Source organism: Peptococcaceae bacterium (genome assembly GCA_024655825.1).
Classification (GTDB): domain Bacteria; phylum Bacillota; class Peptococcia; order DRI-13; family PHAD01; genus JANLFJ01.
In genome coordinates, this window is the sequence record JANLFJ010000049.1 from 1 (window position 1) to 19,517 (window position 19,517).

General features: G+C 50.0%; 17 protein-coding genes and 2 tRNA genes. 17 read left to right on the forward strand and 2 right to left on the reverse strand.

Features of this window, described 5'->3' with window-relative positions; translation table 11 throughout:
• Nucleotides 1–120: 120 nt before the first annotated feature.
• The 7 genes from NUV48_13945 (at nt 121) to NUV48_13975 (ending at nt 5,938) form a co-directional block, all read left to right on the forward strand.
• Nucleotides 121–195, forward strand: a tRNA-Ile gene (locus NUV48_13945).
• 69 nt (nt 196–264) lie between these two features.
• Nucleotides 265–340, forward strand: a tRNA-Val gene (locus NUV48_13950).
• A 138-nt stretch (nt 341–478) separates the two neighbouring features.
• On the forward strand, nt 479–2,074 hold the full coding sequence (gene ggt, locus NUV48_13955; protein MCR4443233.1) for a gamma-glutamyltransferase: 1,596 nt from the start codon (nt 479–481) through the stop codon (nt 2,072–2,074).
• 52 nt (nt 2,075–2,126) lie between these two features.
• On the forward strand, nt 2,127–2,834 hold the full coding sequence (locus tag NUV48_13960; protein ID MCR4443234.1) for a class I SAM-dependent methyltransferase: 708 nt from the start codon (nt 2,127–2,129) through the stop codon (nt 2,832–2,834).
• Nucleotides 2,810–3,922: a Nif3-like dinuclear metal center hexameric protein gene (locus NUV48_13965; GenBank protein MCR4443235.1), complete on the forward strand. Its 1,113-nt coding sequence runs from the start codon at nt 2,810–2,812 to the stop codon at nt 3,920–3,922. Before NUV48_13960 ends, NUV48_13965 begins: the two co-directional genes overlap by 25 nt.
• Nucleotides 3,923–3,950: 28 nt before the next feature.
• Nucleotides 3,951–4,670: a C4-type zinc ribbon domain-containing protein gene (locus NUV48_13970; GenBank protein MCR4443236.1), complete on the forward strand. Its 720-nt coding sequence runs from the start codon at nt 3,951–3,953 to the stop codon at nt 4,668–4,670.
• Nucleotides 4,671–4,699: 29 nt separating this feature from the next.
• Nucleotides 4,700–5,938, forward strand: coding sequence for a pyruvate carboxyltransferase (locus NUV48_13975; protein MCR4443237.1), 1,239 nt, complete (start codon nt 4,700–4,702; stop codon nt 5,936–5,938).
• 8 nt (nt 5,939–5,946) lie between these two features.
• Here NUV48_13975 and NUV48_13980 read toward each other — a convergent pair whose 3' ends face one another.
• Entirely contained in the window at nt 5,947–7,905 is a 1,959-nt protein-coding gene (locus tag NUV48_13980) for a sigma 54-interacting transcriptional regulator (GenBank protein ID MCR4443238.1), read from the reverse strand.
• A gap of 193 nt (nt 7,906–8,098) precedes the next feature.
• Here NUV48_13980 and NUV48_13985 point away from each other — a divergent pair, with 193 nt between their 5' ends.
• The 10 genes from NUV48_13985 to iadA all read left to right on the forward strand — a co-directional run bounded on the left by NUV48_13985 (nt 8,099) and on the right by iadA (nt 19,035).
• Entirely contained in the window at nt 8,099–9,016 is a 918-nt protein-coding gene (locus tag NUV48_13985; GenBank protein MCR4443239.1) for a peptidase, read from the forward strand.
• 175 nt (nt 9,017–9,191) lie between these two features.
• On the forward strand, nt 9,192–10,895 hold the full coding sequence (locus NUV48_13990; protein MCR4443240.1) for an aldehyde ferredoxin oxidoreductase: 1,704 nt from the start codon (nt 9,192–9,194) through the stop codon (nt 10,893–10,895).
• 7 nt (nt 10,896–10,902) lie between these two features.
• Nucleotides 10,903–11,127, forward strand: coding sequence for a MoaD/ThiS family protein (locus tag NUV48_13995; GenBank protein ID MCR4443241.1), 225 nt, complete (start codon nt 10,903–10,905; stop codon nt 11,125–11,127).
• Nucleotides 11,128–11,236: 109 nt separating this feature from the next.
• On the forward strand, nt 11,237–12,376 hold the full coding sequence (locus NUV48_14000; GenBank protein ID MCR4443242.1) for an iron-containing alcohol dehydrogenase: 1,140 nt from the start codon (nt 11,237–11,239) through the stop codon (nt 12,374–12,376).
• A gap of 41 nt (nt 12,377–12,417) precedes the next feature.
• Entirely contained in the window at nt 12,418–13,662 is a 1,245-nt protein-coding gene (locus NUV48_14005) for a hypothetical protein (protein ID MCR4443243.1), read from the forward strand.
• 219 nt (nt 13,663–13,881) lie between these two features.
• Nucleotides 13,882–14,244: a dimethylsulfonioproprionate lyase family protein gene (locus NUV48_14010; GenBank protein MCR4443244.1), complete on the forward strand. Its 363-nt coding sequence runs from the start codon at nt 13,882–13,884 to the stop codon at nt 14,242–14,244.
• A gap of 17 nt (nt 14,245–14,261) precedes the next feature.
• Nucleotides 14,262–15,272, forward strand: a complete 1,011-nt coding sequence (locus tag NUV48_14015) for an alcohol dehydrogenase catalytic domain-containing protein (protein ID MCR4443245.1) — start codon at nt 14,262–14,264, stop codon at nt 15,270–15,272.
• Between the two features lie 28 nt (nt 15,273–15,300).
• The gene (locus tag NUV48_14020; protein ID MCR4443246.1) at nt 15,301–16,455 is read left to right on the forward strand and encodes an iron-containing alcohol dehydrogenase; all 1,155 of its coding nucleotides are present in this window, start codon (nt 15,301–15,303) and stop codon (nt 16,453–16,455) included.
• A 16-nt stretch (nt 16,456–16,471) separates the two neighbouring features.
• On the forward strand, nt 16,472–17,845 hold the full coding sequence (locus NUV48_14025) for an MmgE/PrpD family protein (protein MCR4443247.1): 1,374 nt from the start codon (nt 16,472–16,474) through the stop codon (nt 17,843–17,845).
• The gene (gene iadA, locus NUV48_14030) at nt 17,845–19,035 is read left to right on the forward strand and encodes a beta-aspartyl-peptidase (protein ID MCR4443248.1); all 1,191 of its coding nucleotides are present in this window, start codon (nt 17,845–17,847) and stop codon (nt 19,033–19,035) included. The genes NUV48_14025 and iadA overlap by 1 nt, the downstream gene beginning before the upstream one ends.
• A 91-nt stretch (nt 19,036–19,126) precedes the next feature.
• Here iadA and NUV48_14035 read toward each other — a convergent pair.
• The coding region (locus NUV48_14035; protein ID MCR4443249.1) for a transposase at nt 19,127–19,517 on the reverse strand (391 nt) is incomplete at its 5' end.

Consider the following 19,517-nt stretch of genomic DNA (forward strand, 5'->3'; position numbering starts at 1 on the left):
TGCTTGATTTGCGATTAGAAAATCATAAAAATAGCTTACATCGCAAAAAGCTCGGAAGAAAATAGGTATTGACCCGACCGCATATATGTTATAAAATAATCTCTGTCTCCGCAAAAAAGAGGGCCTATAGCTCAGCGGTAGAGCAACCGGCTCATAACCGGTTGGTCCCTGGTTCGATCCCAGGTGGGCCCACCAATTTAGAAGTTAAAAGTGAGAGGTTAGAAGTGAGAGGGTTTCTCACCTCCCACCTCCCACTTCTCATTCGGGCGATTAGCTCAGCTGGGAGAGCGCCTGCCTTACAAGCAGGATGTCGGCAGTTCAATCCTGTCATCGCCCACCATTTAAAAAAACGCCCTGTCTGTTTGGACGGGGTTTTTTATTTTATAAAACTTGATTTTAAATTAAGGAAACAAATGTAATATTTTGGTATAATAAAAATGATCCTGTTAACCCGGAGATATTTGGGGAGGTTGATTTTATGCACCGTCCTGTCGTTATGGGTAAAAACGGCCTAGTGACAACTGCTCATCCGCTGGCTTCCCTGGCCGGACTGGATGTCCTCAAGGAAGGTGGGAATGCATTTGATGCCGTGATTGCGGCTAACGCGGTTTTAGGGGTGGTTCATCCCGGCAAGTGCGGAATCGGCGGCGATGTTTTTTATCTCCTTTATTCATCTGAGCAGAAAAAGGTGTTTTTTCTTAACGGGAGCGGGCGTTCTCCTCTCGAAGCCAGCATTGAAACAGTAAGGGCGCGCGGGTATGACCGCTTCCCGAGACGAGGAGTCCTTTCCGTGACAGTGCCGGGTTGCGTGCATGGCTGGAGCGAGCTGTGGAAAAGGTTTGGCAGCATGCCTTTTGAGCGTTTGCTTCAGCCGGCGGTTTACTACGCCAGGGAAGGGTTCCCCTTAAGTCACCACATGGCGGGGTTCGTGCGGGAAAACAAGGAGATAATCTGGCAGGACGGCTACTTGCGCCAGTGTTTTATACCCAGGGGTCGCCCGGCCGGGCCGGGTGACGTCGTTTGCCAGGAGCAGCTTGCCAAAACCCTTGAAGCCATTGGAAAAGAAGGCGCAGGCGTGTTTTATAAAGGAGAAATAGCCAGGAAAATACACCATTACATGGAAAGGAAGAACGGACTGCTTACCCAAAAAGACCTGGAACTCCATTCATCAACCTGGGGGGAACCTCTCCAGATCACTTACGGGGATTACCGTATTTATCAAACACCGCCTAATACACAGGGGCTTGCCGTGCTGCTGGGCTTCAATATCCTGGAGGGTTTTGACTTGACCGCCATGGGCTGCGACACGGCAGAGCTGATCCATTGCCTGGTGGAAGCCAAAAAGATTGCCTACCAGCACAGGGACCAGTATATAACAGACCCGGACTTTGTTCCCATCGAATATGAAGACATACTGGACAAGCAGTATGCGTCGCGGCTGCGCACGCTTATTAATCCAAACTTCGCGGCCTCTGTCTATGAACAAGAAGAACTACACACAAACACCACCTTTTTTGCGGCCGCCGACCGGCAGGGCAATGCCGCGGCGGGGATTCAAAGCCTCTATGCTCCTTTCGGCGCGGGCTGCACCGTCGATGAAACGGGTATAGTATTACAGAACCGGGGTAGTTGTTTTTCCCTTGACCCCACCCACATCAACCGCCTGGAACCTCACAAGCGAACTTTTCACACGCTGACTGCCAGCATTGTCACGCGAGACAATTTGCCCGTGATCGTGTTCGGGGCATCGGGCGGCAACGGCCAGCCGCAAACCCACCTCCAGGTTATCACCAGGCTCCTTCATTTCGGTTTCAACATTCAGGAGGCGATTGAAGCGCCGCGCTGGCTGCATGGGTCCATGTATTTCGGCGACAACAACGATTACCTGAATATGGAAGGCCGGTTCCCGCTGGAAACGGTGGCCAAGCTGGAGTCCTGGGGTCACAAGATCCGGATGATGGACGACTGGGCATCTGCAGCTGGACAGGCCCAGGGAATTGTTATAAAACAAGAAAGCGGCGTTTTTGCGGGAGGCGCGGATCCCAGGACTGACGGTTATGCTGCTGCGTATTAAATTAACGACTTCCGCTGCCGCTGCTTTAAAAAGGACAGGATGAAAGATGGTCATGATAAAGATTTCCAAAAGACTGCAGGCTCTTGCCCGGCTGGTTCCAGCTGGAAGCCGGGTCGCGGATATAGGGACAGACCACGGTCTTTTACCGGTCTACCTTGTTGAGGAGGGCGTTTCTCCCCTGGTGATAGGCGTTGATGTTCACCGGGGGCCGTATGAGACGGCCTGCCGCAATGTGCGGGCTTGCCTGCCGGCAGGCGCGGTTGACCTGCGGTTGGGTGACGGGCTAAACCCGCTGCAGCCGGGGGAAGTCGATGTCGTTATTATTGCCGGTATGGGAGGCGCAGCAATGAGGGAGATCCTGGCGCAAGCGCCGGAAGCGGCGGAGGGTTTAACGAGATTGATACTCCAGCCCATGAACGCTTCGGAGGCGATTCGCCGCTGGCTTTATGAGCATGGATGGGTTATTGTCGAGGAGGACCTAGTCAGCGAAAAGGGGCAGGTATATGAAATCATGGCTGCCGAAAAAGGAGAGGCCCCCTCTTTAAGTGAGGAGGAGGCATGTTTTGGACCGCTGCTCATCAAAAATAAGCACCCGCTGCTGGCCCTGGTCCTGGCAAAAGAGCTTTCGTCCTTGCAGGAAATAATCAGCCGGCTGGCGAATTCAAAAACTGACGAAGCAAAAGAAAAACGCCGCCGGCTTGTTGAAAGGGAAAATATGATAAAGGAGCTGCTGTTATGGCTGTCAGCTGTCAAAGAGTGATCAACATTTTGGAGGAGTTTGCACCGCTGGAGCTGGCTCAAGATTGGGACAGCATCGGCCTGCAGGCGGGTGACCCGGCCCAGCCGGTTAGCAGGGTCTTCCTTTCTCTCGATCTCACACCGGCTGTGCTGGCCGAAGCATCCGACGCCGGGGCGGACCTGCTGGTTGTCCACCACACACCATTTTTCAGACCCCTGCAGAATTTCAGAATGGATCAACCGGCCGGGCGCCTGCTCGCCGAAATAATTAAAAGAGGGATGGCCCTTTACACCGCGCATACAAACCTGGACGCAACGTGGGGCGGGGTGAACGACATCCTGGCCAGCAAACTTGATTTGCGGGAGACGGCGGTGCTTTCCGCAGGCTGGAAGCAAAAGCTTTACAAGCTGGTTGTTTTCGTTCCCCACGACTACCTCGAGCAGGTGAGCACAGCCGTTTCCCGGGCTGGGGCTGGCTGGATCGGCAATTATTCGGACTGCACCTTCAGGGTGCGCGGCACGGGAACCTTTCGTCCACTGGAAGGCACGAACCCGTTTATCGGGAGCCGGGGCAAACTGGAAGAAGTTGAAGAAACACGGCTGGAAACTATAGTTTCCGAAGAAATCCTGCCCCGGGCTGTCGGGGCCATGATAAAAGCCCATCCATACGAGGAAGTGGCTTACGACTTGTATCCCCTGACCAACGAGGGCAAGACGGCGGGCCTGGGGAGAGTGGGCCGACTGCCCTGTCCCATGACTCTGGCTTCTTTTGTGGAAAAGGTCAAGGAAAAACTGGCCGTTAACACGGTCCGCTGCTGCGGGCCGGCCCAGAAAATAGTCGAAAAAGTCGCAGTCTGCGGCGGAAGAGGGGCTTCCTACATGCACCAGGCGCTTCTGGCAGGCGCTCAGGTGCTGCTGACCGCCGATGTGAAGTACCATGAAGCCCAGGAAGCGCTGGCCTGTGACCTGGCGCTGGTGGATGCGGGACATTTCGCCACCGAAAACCCGGTTATCCAGGCAATGGCCGGTATCATACGAAATCAACTGGCGCAAGAAGGGGTAACTGTAATGGTATCACAAATCTGCACCGACCCTTTTTACTATTTATAAGGGATGGGTTAGGAAAGGCGGAGAAAAAATGGAGCAAGAGAAGCTTATCTGGCAGCTTCAGGAATTTGTGCAAGAAGAGTACCTTTTGAGGAAAAAGAGCGAATTAAAGCCTTTAGTCGAACATTTGAAAAAGCTGCGGGAAGACATAAAACGGGTTGAAGCGGAGGCTGACGGACTGCAGCGGCAGGCTGCGGAAACGGAGCGCAAGGCGCAGGAGTTGGAAAAGAAGGTCAGCCTGATCAACAAGCAGATAAAGGGCGGCAAGGAAAAACTTTACGGGGCGAAAGGCAGTTCCCTCAAAGAACTGCTAAGCCTCCAGCAGTCTGTTCTGAAAAAAGAGTCCGAAGCCGAAAAGGGAGAGGTTCTATACTGGGAGATGTTGAAAAAGGCGGAAGAATTGAGGAGCGGTCAAAAGCAGGCGCGGGAAGCGATCAAGCAGCTTAAGAGAGAATACAACGATAATGTCAAGGTTTACAGGGAAAAGCTGCAGCAGATAGAATTGAAACTGGCTGAAAACAGGCTTAAACAGGAAAAAATCAGGGAGAAGCTGAAGCCTGAGGTGCTGAGCTTTTTTCAGGAAGTGGAAAAAAAGTTTCCCGGCAACCCGGTGGCCGTAGTTAAAGGAGGGGCCTGTTCCGGCTGTCATATAGCCATGCCGTCCATCCTGGTCGGCCGTATCAGGGAAGGCGGGAAAATATACCGCTGTGAAAACTGCGGGAGGATCCTGATTAATATTCTTGAATATTAATCATATATTAAAGACGAGGAGGCACATCGATGAATACGCCGTGGAAAACAGACAAATGGTTTACCAGCCCGTGGAATTTTGTGGAAGAAGTGAGGCGAACACACCAATTTGCAGGGAAAATAAAGTTTCACGATGTCTCTTTACGTGATGGCGAGCAGCAGGCCAGGCTGGTATTCAACAAGGACCAGAAGGTCGCCCTGGCCGAAAAGCTGGCCGAGATCGGCATTCACAGGATCGAAGCGGGAATGCCCGCCGTTTCCAAGCAGGATGCCGAAGCAATCAAGGAAATAGTAAAAAGAAACCTGGGCCCGGAAATTTTCGCTTTTGCCAGGTGCATGAAAGAAGACGTTAAACGGGCCGTGGACTGCGGCGTCCAGGGGATTGTTGTCGAAATACCTTCCAGCGAACACATCATCAAATATGCTTACAGATGGGAGCTGCAGAAAGCGATCGACCTTTCCATTGAGGCGACGCTTTTCGCCAAGGAAAACGGGCTTTATACCGTGTTCTTCCCCATCGACGGGAGCAGGGCGGAGATGGGCTGGTTTTTGGACCTCATTGAAAAAGTGGCCAAAGAAGGGCACATGGACGCCCTGGTGTGCGTGGATACATTCGGCGGGCTGGCGCCCAGCGCATCCGCCTATATGATCAAAAAAGTAAAGGAACGGATCAAGGACAAACCAATCGAGGTTCATTTCCACGACGACTTCGGCATGGGAGCGGCCAATACCGTCCTGGCACTGGCAGCCGGCGCCGATGTGGCTCATACCACCATCTCGGGAATTGGCGAGCGCGCCGGCAACGCCCCGTATGAAGACGTGGCCTTGACGCTGCTCACCATGTACGGTGTCGATACGGGACTGAAATATGAAAAAATGTACGGCCTGTCCAAATTCTTGAGGGAGATGTGCGGGCTGCAGGTCCGGCAGAACAGGGGGATCATCGGTGATGACATCGGCAAGATTGAATCCGGAATAATTGCGGAATGGTACCGGAATGCAAAAGATGTCGCCCCGCTGGAGCTCTCGCCGTATCTCTATTCTTTGACCGGGCATCCAGACTTTGAGCTGGTTATAGGCAAAAACAGCGGCCTGCCAACTGTGGAGATTTACCTTGACCGGCTGGGTTTAACCGCCAGGGATGACGACCAGAAAATGGAGATACTGCTCGCCGTCAAAGAAAAATCCTTTGAAAAAGCGGGGCTGTTAACAGTTGAAGAGTTTGCCGAGATAGCGAATAAGGTTTTGCAGAAAAACTGGCCTAAATAACGGCTGTCTCACATTTCTCTTAATTGCCCGTCGGGGTTGATGCTTTTTAGCCTTCGCCAGAGGGTTGTGGTGCTGATACCCAGTATGCGGGCGGCTTCAGACTTATTGCCGTTTACTTTTTGCAGCACTTCCTTTATGCTTTGCATTTCGTATTTCCGCAGGATCCCTGCTTCGCTTTTTGCTCCGTTTATCAAGGTTCTGTATTCGCTTTGCAGTTCGGAGAGCTGGTTATTGTTCAGTTTATCCTGCAGTAGTTGTTCCACGGTTTTTTCATCAATAACCGGCTCCCTGTCCGTAAAAATAACCAGGCTTTCCATGAAGTTCTGAAGTTCCCGGACATTTCCCGGCCAAGAATAAAGCTTAAGCAAATTCAAGGCGCCTTTTGACATTGTTTTCAGGGGTATTTTATTTGTATGGCAGTAATGCCTGATAAACCAGTTGCACAAGTGCGGGATGTCCTCTATTCTTTCCCGCAGGGAAGGAAGTTTTATTCTTATAATATCGAGACGGTAATAGAGGTCTTCCCGGAATTTCCCCTGTTTGACCATCTGGCCAAGGTCTTTGTTGGTTGCGGAAATAATCCTGATATTGACAGGTATAACACGGTCGTCGCCAATCCTGACGACCTCTTTTTCTTGAATTACCCGCAAAAGGTGGCTCTGCACATTTAAGGGTATGTCGCCGATTTCATCAAGAAATATGGTGCCCATGTGAGCCAATTCAAACAGTCCAGCCTTGCCGCTTTTTCTCGCTCCGGTGAACGCCCCGTCAACATATCCGAACAATTCGCTTTCCAGGATGTTTTCGGGCAAGGCTGCGCAGTTTATGGCGACAAAGGGCCCGTTTTTTCGTGGGCTCGCATTGTGTATGCTTTGGGCCATCAGTTCTTTGCCTGTTCCCGATTCTCCCGTTATCAGGATTGAGCTGTCGGTTTGAGCGATTCTTTTGGCGTAAGCCAGGATCTTTGTCAGGCGGCTGTCGTATGTGAGGATGTGATCAAAGGTGTATTTGGCTACCAGCCCTTTGGCATATTGTTCCCGCCTGATGCGTTTTTCCAATTCTTCAATTCTTGTAATGTCCTGGAAGGAAACAAGGCCGCCCAGTTTAGCCGACCCTAAAACCAGGGGAATATAATTGGCGATTATTTTAGTGTCGCTTATGCTGTCATATACCTGGAAGGACGGTTTCCCCGCCCGGACTGTCTTCTCTAATTTTGGCAGTAAATCCTTAATGGCCAGTTGGCCGGCATGTTCATTAAGGCGGGTTTTTTTGAGAAACATATTCTTGGCCGCAGGGTTCATATAAACGACCTTTTCGTTGTTATCCACGAACATAATGCCTTCGCTGCTGTGCTCGGTTATGGCCTTGAACTGCAGGTATCTTTCCGACTCGATCGCTTTCATTTCAGCCAGCCGGCTGGCTTCAAGCACGGCCCTCTTAATTGACTCGATGCCGCATTCGATCAGTATTCCCTTGAGTCCCAGCTCCCGGGCGGTTTTCACTACGGCTTCTCCACCCATAAATACCTTGATGTTGTTGGTAGTATATGCATTGTGGATTATTCTTTTAATGTCGTTGTATTCTTTAAATTTCTCGATATGAAGAGTGTAACCGAAAAAAACATAAGGGCCTTCAAGTTCCTTAAAAAGGTTTTCGTGACCGACGAACGCAAAGCGGCTGTCAAACTGCTTGGCTTTTTCCACGGTCTTAATCAGATCAACACCGGAAAAGACAATCTGCACAACGGGCGTTTTTAATTCTGTTTCGATAAGATAAGCTGTCGCGCCCCGGCTGATGAAAACCTCGCTCCCGCAAGTGAGAGCGCTGCGCGCTGCTTTAACGCCCTCCTCCAGGTTTCCTTCGTAGACATCCAGTATGCCTTCGAATTCACTGGAAACCCTTTTGGCCAAGGCGGCTATTTCGGAGTTGGGAGCAATCAAACCAATTTTTCCTCTTAACCTGCTCATTAAGCTACCCCCTCGTTTGATTTGCCCAGAGACTGGCACCGGCCGTTTCTTAATGAAATGAGTTTTTCATTATGAAAGGGTCTTTTTGTTTATTCTAGCATAAAACAACCGATTTTCCTCAATTTATTTTTGGCATAAAAATTGCTTGAAAATATATTTAAACAAGCAACAACTAAGTAAGGAGGAATTGTAAATGATTTTTGAAAAGACGAGGAAATTTGTTACAAAACTTGGGTTGCCCAGCGGCGACCTGGAAAACCTGCCGACTTCGGGCAAAACCTTTCCCGATGGCGCTCACTACCGCCTGGAAGTGCCAACCGTCAACAGCGCCGAGGCTTTGAAAACGATGATGGAAACCGCGGTAAAAGAAGGCATCGTAATTAACAGGGTTGATGAAACATACGGCTGCTTCAGGCACACTCTTTCCGAATTAAAAGAATACGCTAAAATCTGTGCCGAATACAAAGTTGAGCTTAACATGTCTATAGGTCCCAGGGCGACTTATGATACAAGCGCGACAAGGTTAAGCACCCAAGGCGTTCGTATAGGTTACCGCCTGAGGGGCATGGAGCAAGTGCTGCGTGCCGTGGAAGACGTCAAACGCATGGCTGAAGTAGGCATCAGGGGCGTGCTGGTGTATGACGAAGGCTGCCTGTGGCTGCTCAAACAGATGAGGGATGCCGGCGAACTGCCGAAGAATATGCATTTCAAAGCTTCCGCCCACATGGGGCACGGCAACCCGGCGAGTTTTAAGGTCCTGGAAATGCTGGGGGCAGATTCCATCAACCCCGTACGCGACATGACCCTGCCCATGATGGCCGCTCTTCGCGCCACAGTAAGCGTTCCTCTCGACATCCATACAGATAACCCGCCCGGGTCCGGCGGATTCATCAGGGTTTACGAAGCTCCTGAAATTGTGCGCGTGGCGTCTCCCGTCCACCTGAAAGCTGGCAATTCCGTTATCAGCGGGCACGGCGAACTGACCCACGCCAGCGACGGAGTGAACCTGGCCAAACAGGTGGCAATCGTCAAAGAAATGATGAACCGTTATTATCCGGAATACAAACAAAGTGCGCCCGGCACACCCGATATGGCTATTCCCGAAGTGTAGCAAGGTTTTCTACCCCTTAATACAAAAGGCGGCATTACCCGGTTCCTTACCAGGACCGGGTATTGCCGGTTTTATAAACTGCCGGATGGAGTTTTGCCGGCAGGGATGATACATGATAATATATAATACAATATATAAACACTGCCTTTAAATGTTTAAATGAGGAGTGAATGAGATGTCCAGGATTGTCAGAATCAATATGTCCACCAAAGAAATAACCGAGGCGCCGGGCGAAAAATACAGGCTGTACGGCGGCAGGTCCTTAATAGCCAAGATGATGCTGGATGAGGTCGATCCTGCCTGCGAGCCCCTGGGAATTTACAACAAATTGATTCTTGCGCCCGGCTTGCTTGGGGGGACGGCCGCTTCAAGCGCGAGCCGGCTTTCGGTAGGAGCTAAAAGCCCGCTGACCAACGGGATAAAAGAAGCCAATTCCGGAGGGCTGGCCGCGAACAACCTGGGGAAGCTGGGTATTAAGGCCCTGGTCTTCGAAGGGCTGCCCAAGGATGACAACACTTATGTCCTGTTTGTGAAAAAAGACGGCGTTTCCTTGCAGGTCATGAACGAATTGAAGCGGCTGGGAACTTATGACACCATCCGGAGATTGAATCAAGCCCTTGGCAAAGGTACTGCCGTGGTGTGCATCGGCCCGGCAGGCGAATCCTTGATGCGCTCGGCTTTTGTCGCCTGTTCAGATCCCAATGGAGAGGCGCGGTTTGCAGCCAGGGGCGGCCTGGGCGCCGTAATGGGCAGCAAGGGAATTAAAGCGATAGTTATTGAAAACATCACCGGCAGCCAGGTCGTATATAAAGACAAAGATGCTTTCAACGCGGCGATAAAGGAATACCATGAATCGATGCTCGGGGACCCCAAGATAAAAAATGTAAACCAGCGGATGGGCACAAATGCGATTTTCAAGGCGGTGAATGCCATGGGCGCGCTGCCGACCCGCAACTTCAGGGAAGGATGTTTTGAGTTTGTCGAAAATCTTTGCGGTGAGACGATGTACGAGACAATCCAGAGAAGGGGCGGGGAAGGCAAAACAGCTTTAGCGTGCATGAACGGTTGCATCATCAGGTGCGGCAACATCTATCCCGATGAAAACGGGCGGAAAATCTGTTCCACCCTTCAATACGAAAACGTTGCCCTCCTTGGTTCAAACCTCGGCATGGAAAGCCTGGACTCCGTCGCCAGGTTAAACCACGCGTGCAACGATGCCGGCGTGGATGCCATTGAGATGGGCGCGACTTTGGGACTGGCGGTTGAAGCCGGTCTGGCCCGGTTTAATGACGAAAAAGCTTTGATGCAGTTGATAGAGGAAGTGCGCAAGGCCACGGTTGTGGGAAGGGTGCTGGGAAACGGCGCAAAAGTTACCGGCGAGGTGTTCGGTATAAACAGGATACCGGCGGCCAAAGGACAGGCTTTTCCGGGATACGACCCCCGGGGTCTTAAAGGCAACGGCGTGACATATGCGATGTCTCCCATGGGCGCTGACCACACGGCAGGCAACTGCTTCGGCGCCAGGGGTGAAGTCCCCCCGCTTGGCACCGACAGGCAGGGCGACCTTTCCCGGAACACGCAGATAAAGATAACGACCCTGGACGGTTTGGGTTTCTGCATCTTTTCCCGCAATTACCTGTTTAAAGACCCGGTTATTCTTGCCACCATGGTCAACTCGCTGGTGGGCGCGGAATTGAGCGTGGAAGATATCTGGAACCTGGGTGCCGAAACAATCAAAAATGAGCGGGAGTTCAACATTAAAGCCGGCCTCAGCCCTGCCCAGGACAGGCTGCCGGAATTCGTAACACGGGAGCAGCTTCCTCCGCACAACTCAGTTTTCGATTTAAGCGAAGAAGAAATGCTAAAAGGGGTTGTTTGAGAATAATATGGCCGTGTTCCGGTTTAATTTGACGTTGATCAAAGCAGCCGGCCAAAAAGAACTGGTCGTCTCTCTGGGGGAGCCGGCAGCGCTAACCGAACTTCTGGAAAAGATAGGGATCGCTCCCGGCGAGGTCGGCATCGTTATCAAAAACGGCAAATGGGCGCCCGTTGACTGCCTTGTTGAGGAAAACGACAACATTGAGCTGTTTCCGGTTCTCCAGGGAGGGTAATCCTCCCTGGAGGCACTTTTAAAAACCGCCTGCCGGAGTTTTGCCGGCAGGGATAATGTACCAAGTGTTTTGGAGTATTATAATGCTAAAATAAGGGGTGAATAAAAAGATGGTTATGAAGTTTACCCACTACCGGCCGACAAAAATATTTTTCGGCTCCGGCGGATTCCAGCAGGCAGCCGAACTGGTCACTTCCCTAGGAAAACGCGTTCTCCTTGTGACTGGGCGGAAGGCAATGAAAACGCTTGGTTATACAGGGCGACTGCAAACAGATTTGCAGGGCTTGGGGGCTGTTACATCCGTTTACGACAATATCAGCGCAAGCCCGCTGTCCCGGGAAATAAATGAAGGGGTGGAAAGATTCAGGGAATGGAAACCCCAGGTTATTGCGGCCCTGGGAGGCGGCAGTGTTATTGATGCGGCTAAGGCTATAGACCTGGGTTTGACCACCGGCGAAAAGATTGAGCCTTATTTGCTCGGCGAACGTTCCATCTCTACTGTGGGTATTCCGCTGGTGGCCATTCCCACGACGGCCGGGACCGGATCTGAAGTGAACCCCATCTCTCTTTTAACCGACCAGGCTCTTGAGATTAAAAAAAGCATGCGCCATGAAGGTCTGTTTCCGGCAATCGCTATTGTCGACCCCGCTCTGACTCTTTCTTTAAACCGCGAGATAACTTTGGATACGGGATTTGATGTATTTACCCATGCTGTGGAGACTTATGTGTCGCGGGCGGTGAAAAACCCCTTGGTGGATATGTACTCCCAGGAGGCCATCAGAATGGTAAAGGAATACTTGCCGCGGGTCCTGGAGAACGGGCAGGATTTAGAAGCCCGCAGCCGCATGTCTTATGCCAGCATGATAATGGGCATCAACCTGGCAAATTCCAGCGCATGCTTGCCCCACCGCCTGCAGTATGGCGTCGGTATAAAAACAGGCACAAGTCACGGTGCGGGATTAAGGGCGCTGTATCGCAGCTGGCTGGATAAAGCCTATGAGTACGCTGCGGAGAAATTCAACCGGGTGGGGCAAATATTGTCAGGCCGCAGATGTGAAAACAAATCCGATTTCATGTCAGCGTATGACAGCTTTATAGATAGCATCGGGGCCCATTTAACCCTGGCTGACTTGAAAATCACGGAGGATGATTTACCCTGGCTGGTCGGCAAGGTGGTTGGAGGGCTCAATAATGACCCGGCGGGAGAAGCGCCGGACATTGTGAATAGAATTTACCGTGATGCTCTTTGACAGTTGAATCTTATTTTGTAAAGGTGGCCGTTGTATAAAACATGGTGGGCATAATTGCGGGCTTTTGTCTGTTTATTGTGTTGATTTGCCTGAGAATAAACATAATTTTTGTTGCGCCTTTATCAGCGGCTGTGATAGCCGTGTTGAATAGATTAGATGTGACGGACATCCTGAATAAGGCTTATGTTGGCGGTGTAAGCGTTTTTGTCCAAAAATTCCTTTTGATTTTCCTTCTTAGCTCTTTACTGGGTAAGATAATGGTTCTTTCAGGGGATGCCCGGATTATAGCCCGGTTTATCACCAAATATTTTGGACCCCGATGGGCCGCTGCCGGAATCATGTTTGCGACAGCCTTGATCTCCTATGGCGGGCTTAGCGGTTTCTTATTGATCTTTACAATATACCCCATTGCCAGTTCAGTCTTTGCCAGGGCGGGCCTGCCGAAGTCCCTGACCATTTCTTGTATTTCCGCCGGCAATGTTCTTTTGGGAATCCCCGCGCCCGGGAGTTCACAAATACACAATTTTATTTTGATGGATTTTTTTCAGACAACTGCAACCGCAGGAATGAAGGTTGGTCTTACAGGCGTGCTTTTCAGCACATTATTTGCTGTTGTTTATCTCCAGCGCAGGTCAAGTAAGCTTATAAACATGCGCGTGAACATGGGTGAAGATTTGCCGGACGGCAGTGAAACAGGTTTGTTTATAACAGTTTTACCTCTGCTTACGGTTGTCGTGTCGCTTGCGGTTTTAAATATTGAACCGGCCATTTCCCTTGCGCTTGGGGTGCTGGTTTCGCTGGTTAAAAACATTAAAAAAATAAGTTTAAGGCAGGCAATAAATGAGAGCGCCGGCGATGCAGTTGGCCCAATGCTGTATGCCGCGTCCGCAGCGGGGTTCGGCGAGGTTTTATCAGAAACGCCCACCTTTTCGGATTTTATGAGTCGGATTATTAAAATGCCGTTAAATCCATACGTGCTGGTGGGGATTATGACAAATATCTCGGTGGGACTTCTGGGTTCGGCCTCCGGGGGTATTTTACTTACCCTCAGCACTGTTGGCGACCAAATCAAGCAGCTGGGGGATCCTGAGGTACTGCACCGTATTATGCTCCTTGCTGCCACCTGTCTTGATACTTTGCCCAATAACAGTGCCTACCTTGCTATGCTGGCGTATACGGGTTTAAAGTTAAGGGAGACATATTTCGATTATTTTATGGTTACCGTGGTGGCCCCGTTAATAGGTTTAACGGCGGCCATCATATCATTACGGATTATTTCATTATGAAAAATCGAATTACGCAAATTGCAAAATGAAACGCAGGCGATTTTGTAAATCCTTATTTTATTAGTATTTCTTAATGGCACAAAAATTGCAATTTTAAATCATGCAAGTAATTTAAATATTAATATCAAATAAGCATAAACGTAATCTGAGGATTTAAATATTTTGTTATCGATCATTTATATATTTTTACTATAAAAGGAAAAAAGGAGCGAACTTTTTATGGCAAGGAAATTGACGGTGAAGGCTAAAGACGTGGAAGGTGTAAAGAGGATACCGGCGCGTGAATCTAAACTGTTGTTATCGGAAGCGACGGTGGGAGTCAAAAACATGTCCATGGGTTTCAACATAACCGAGGTCAACAGCATGATTCCTGAGCATGCCCACGAGACGGAAGAAGAGGTGATGTTCCTGATCAGTGGGCAGGGAATATTTGTGGCCGGGGAAGAGGAGTTTGAATTGGTTCCTGAGACGGCTTTTTATGCTCCGCCGGGAGTAAAACACAAGGTTATCAACACTGGAAATGAGCCCTTGAAGATTGTTTGGGTCTACTCTCCGCCGCTTGCCGACCACAAGAAAAAATGAGCGAAGGAGCAGCAGGCATGAAGGCGGCGCTTTTGTATAAAAGCAGGGATTTGCGCGTTGAAAAGACAAGTCCGCCCTGCATCTCAGACGGCGAGGTGCTTATTCGCGTAAAAACTGCAGGGTTATGCGGTTCGGACTTGCATCGCTATCTTGGAGACCGGCCGGTTAAATACTACCCCATGATTTTAGGCCATGAATTCTTCGGCATTGTAGAAAAAGTGGGAAAGGATGTGCAAAAATTTAAAGCCGGGGACAGGGTGGTGGCCAACCCGTTTTTTACCTGCGGGAGCTGTAAATTCTGTTTGAGCGGCCGCAGAAACCTTTGCCGCAGCCGGTGGAATATCGGGATTGATGCCCCGGGGTGTTTTGCGGAATTTGTCAAAGTGCCGGAAAACGCGCTCTGGCTTATTCCTGGTCATGTGCCCGACCAAGAAGCGGTCATGGTGGAACCTACGGCAGTGGTTTTAAGAGCTATAAAGAAAAGCGGCAATTTGCTTGGTAAAACAGTGGCGGTTATTGGCGCTGGGACTATGGGACAGCTTGTTTCCAATTTGGCTAAAAGTGCGGGCGCCGAAGTAATTGTGTCGGATGTGGTGGAGAAGAAGCTTGAGGTCTGCCGGCAAATGGGGGCTGACCAGGTCATCAACGCCGTTTATGATGAACCCGTGGCTGCAGTGAAGAGGCTGACCGATGGCAGTGGGGCGGAAGTGGTCATTGAAACGGCCGGCATACCGAAAACCGTTGAACAGGCCGTCAAAATGGCCCAGCCGGGAGGAAAGGTGGTCCTTTTAGGATTAGCCACGGCCCTTGCAAGCATCAGTCCTATCGACATTGCCAGGAACGAGCTGGAGGTTTTCGGGGCCGTACTTTATGTTGAAGAGTTTGGCGAGGCCGTGAAACTTGTAAGCAAGCGGTCAATCGATTTTGAAAGGATTATAAGTCATGTACTCCCGCTGGACAAATGCCGAGAAGGGTTTGAATTGATGGCGGGGCAGCAAGCGATGAAAATACTTGTTTCTATGGACTGATAATTTATATATGGGGAGTGCGAGGAAAGTGAGCGATTCATTTCGTTTTGTTATGGCCACGGAGATAGTCTACGGCCTGGGCGCCAGCCGGGAAATAGGCGCTGTTGTTCAATCCCGCGGCGCCAGGAAAGCGCTTGTCATCAGCGACCAGGGAGTAAAGCAGGCTGGATTGTTGGAGCCGATTCAGGCTTCTCTTCAAGAACGGGGAATTGTTACGGAGTTGTTTGATGATATTGAACAGAGTTCTTCTGTTTATACGGTGGATAAAGGAGCAGAAATCATCCGGGCACAAGGCTTTGATATTGTTGTGGCCATCGGTGGGGGCAGCGCGATAGATTCGGGAAAAGCGATGGGAGTTGTTGCTGCCAATGGCGGAACATGCCGTGATTACGCCGGAGCGAACAAGGTAAAGGTCCCGCCGGTGCCGGTTATTGCCCTGCCGACTACGGCCGGTACCAGCGCCGAAGTGACAGATGTCGCTGTTATTGCCGACCGCGAAAAACATGCCCGCCTGGGGCTAAGGAGCCCCCTGGTAGTCCCGGCTGCGGCGGTCATCGATCCGTTGTTAACTGTGAGCATGCCGGCGCACGTTACGGCCTCCACAGGAATGGATGCCCTCTCGCATGCCATTGAGTCATATACAAATACGGTTTCCACGGAAATTACGGATGCTATGTCGCTTGAAGCGATAAGGATTATTGGCAGCAACCTGCGCAGTGCCGTGGCCAACGGCAAAAATATAAAAGCCAGGGAAAGGATGACCATGGCCTGTGTCCTTATAGGGATGGCTTACCGTAATACCAGGCTGGGTATTCTTCACGCCATAACCGGCCCGTTCTGCGGTTATTACGAGGTTCCTCACGGAGTGGCCAATGCCGTACTCCTGCCGCACGTGATGAGCTTTAACATACCTGGCAACATGGAGAAATTCGCCAAAATAGCTGCGGCTTTAGGCGTCAATATTGAAAACATGAGCACCCGCCAGGCAGCCCAAAGCTCCATCGAGGCAGTTCAAGACCTCCTGGTTGACGTGGGTCTTCCTTTGACTTTCAAGGACATGAAGCTGGATAGGGGATTACTGCCTCAAATTGCCGCAGAAGCTGAAAAAAGCGGGAATTTGGCTATAAATCCGCGTAAATCGACCAAGGAAGACCTGCTGGCAATATGTGAAAAAGCTTTTTAAGGGAAGGGGTCTAATTATGATTTCCGGTCAATTAAGTGAGTTTATCACTAAAACGGGATATAAAGATTTGCCGGCTGATGTCGTGAAATTGACAAAGGTCTGTTTTCTTGACTGGTTGGGATGTACAATTGCCGGTTCCGTTGATCAGGCCAGCCAAATGTTTCTTCGTCTGGTTCGTGAAGCTGGAGGGACTAAAGAATCCACAGTCATACCCAGCGGCGACCGCACCTCATGCTTGAACGCCGCTTTGGCCAACGGCGCATATTCGCATGTGCTGGAGCTTGATGACATTCATAAGCGGGCCATGTATCATCCAGGTATTCCTGTAATTCCCGCCGCCCTTGCCGTGGCCGAACGTGAAAAGGCGGGAGGGAAAAAGTTAATTGCGGGGATTGCGCTGGGATATGAAACGGGTATTCGCATCGGCGTAGCCGTGAATCCCTCGCATTTCCGGATTTGGCACACTACCGGGACAGCCGGAACATTTGCCGCTGCGGCTGCAGGGGGAAAAATCTTAGACTTGGACAGGGAGCAGATGATAAATGCCCTGGGAAATGCTGGAACACAGGCTGCAGGGCTGTGGCAGTTCAACATTGACGGGGCCATGACCAAGCCGCTGCATCCTGGAAAGGCGGCCATGAATGGGCTTATCGCCTGTCTCCTGGCAAAGCAAGGCTTTACAGGGGCAAGGAACATCTTTGAAGGAGAAAAGGGTTTTGGAGTGGCAACCTCCGAAAAGGTTGATTATGAGTTTATAACTGCAAACCTGGGGAAGAATTATGAGATGCTGGGAATCGGTTTTAAGATCCATGCGGGCTGCAGGCACACCAATTCCCCGGTGGACGGAGCTCTTAAAATTGTGAAAGAACACGATTTGAGTCCTGAAGATATTAAGGAGATAACGATTTACACTTATAAACTGGGTGTGGATTTGACTGGCAAACAATTTCCGACGAACCCGTCTGAAGCAAAATTCAGCATCCCGTACTGTGTTGCCTCGGCCATTTTGTACCGGCGCTGCAGTTTTACCGAATTCAGCCCTGAAAAACTGCGTGATCGCAAGATAAATGCGCTGCTAAAGAAGACCAGGCTGGTTATTGATGAAGAAATAGAAAAGAATTATGCTCAGGGATATGCCTCGATAGTAGAAATTGCCACTGTCAAAGGAGAAAAGTTTTCAGAGAGAACAGATTTTGCCAAGGGCGATCCGGAAAACCCTGTTTCTGTAGATGAAATAGAAGATAAGTTCAGATACCTCGCAGGAACGGTACTGGCCTCGAAACAGGTTGAAACAATTATTGAAACGGTAAGACACCTTGAAGAGGTAACGGATATTAATGAATTGATACCTTTGTTTTGCAAAAATAAGGAAGGATTGGGGAGACAGTGATGTTTAAGCTTATTAAAGGAGGAACCTTGTTTTCTCCTGATGAGCTGGGCAGTATGGATGTTTTGATTGCCGGCAGCCAGATAGTGAAAATTTCCCGGGATATAAAACCACCCGCCGGTTTGGAGACGGAAGTCGTTGATGGGCAAGGAAAAATGGTTGTTCCTGGGTTTATTGACGGTCATGTTCACATAACCGGTGCCGGCGGTTCGGAAGGGCCTTTCTCCAGGACCCAGGATGTAAGCCTGAGCACGCTGGCCAGGGCCGGATTAACAACAGTGGTTGGCACCCTCGGCATCGACAGGATTGGTTTCAGCCTTAGGCAGCTGCTGGTTAAAGCCAGGGCTTTGGAGAAGGAAGGTGTTTCGACATATATTTATACCGGAGCATACCAGCTGCCTGCCGCGACAATTACCGATTCCGTAACCTCGGATTTGGCGCTTATTGATAAAGTGATCGGCGTTAAAATAGCCTTATTTGATCCTTTATCCAGCCACCCAGATAAAGAAACCCTTATCCAGCTTGCAAGCCAAGCGTGGCTGGGAGGAAGGCTCGGCGATAAAGCCGGGGTTGTTCATATTCACCTGGGAGAAACGCCGGGAGACCTTTATACTTTAATAAATATTGCGACGGTGATGGGCGTTCCCCTGAAGATGTTTGTGCCGACACATGTCAACCGCTGTCCCGAAGTTTTTGAAAAGACGATTGACTGCGCCAAAAAAGGTATGGCCGTTGATATCACTTCGCTGCTGAATCCAAGCAGGGGTATCAATAAAGCCATTCCCCCGGCTAAAGCCCTTAAAACACTGCTTGAGGAAGGCACACCGCTTGAAAATATTACCATGAGTTCCGACAGCAACGCCACTTATCCGGTCAAAGACGAAAACGGGATTCTGGAGAGGATGTTCCTGACGCCTGTAGACTCCATAGCAGAAGAGTTAAGAAATGCGGTCCTTGATGAAAAGATTGCCTTAACCGACTTTTTAAAGGTTGTTACCATTAATCCAGCCCAACGCTTGCGCTTAGATGAGAAAAAAGGGAGCATTGCGGAAGGCAAGGACGCCGATATAGTAATATTGGACAAGGACCTGAAGGTTGACACGGTGATAGCGCGCGGGCGGTTGCTGCTAAAGGAAAGAGTGCCTGTAGCCAGGGGAGCTTTCGAGGATGATTACCGTAAAGTGATGAGATAAAAATAGTTATCTAGCGTGAGTTTACGATTTAACTTACACGAAGTGCCCTTAAAGCCTGATTTAATGCCACTTTAACGGAACTGTTATTGTATTACCCAACCTTTATATATTTTAAGATATCAAAAATACTTGCCATTTTTTTCAGCTTCGGCGTTAACTTTGTTTGGGAATAAACCTCCAAGTCCTTTTTTGATTCCCCTTTTTTGGGATAAATTGTAACGACTTGCTTGATTTTTTCCAGCAAAGAAAGCATCTTATTAACACTTAAAAAGATTCCGTTTTCATACAGCATTTTTCTTAGTATCAAGCAAAGCCGAAGCGCTAAAACACAATAAAAAGCATGTACCCTAATCTTCTGATCCGTCCAGTGGTAGAACGGTCTTAAACCCAAAAAACGCGTATTCTTCATCTGCTTGAAAGTGTTTTCGATGTGATATAGGGAACGATATGTGGCAATGATTTTATCCATGGACCAGTCATGG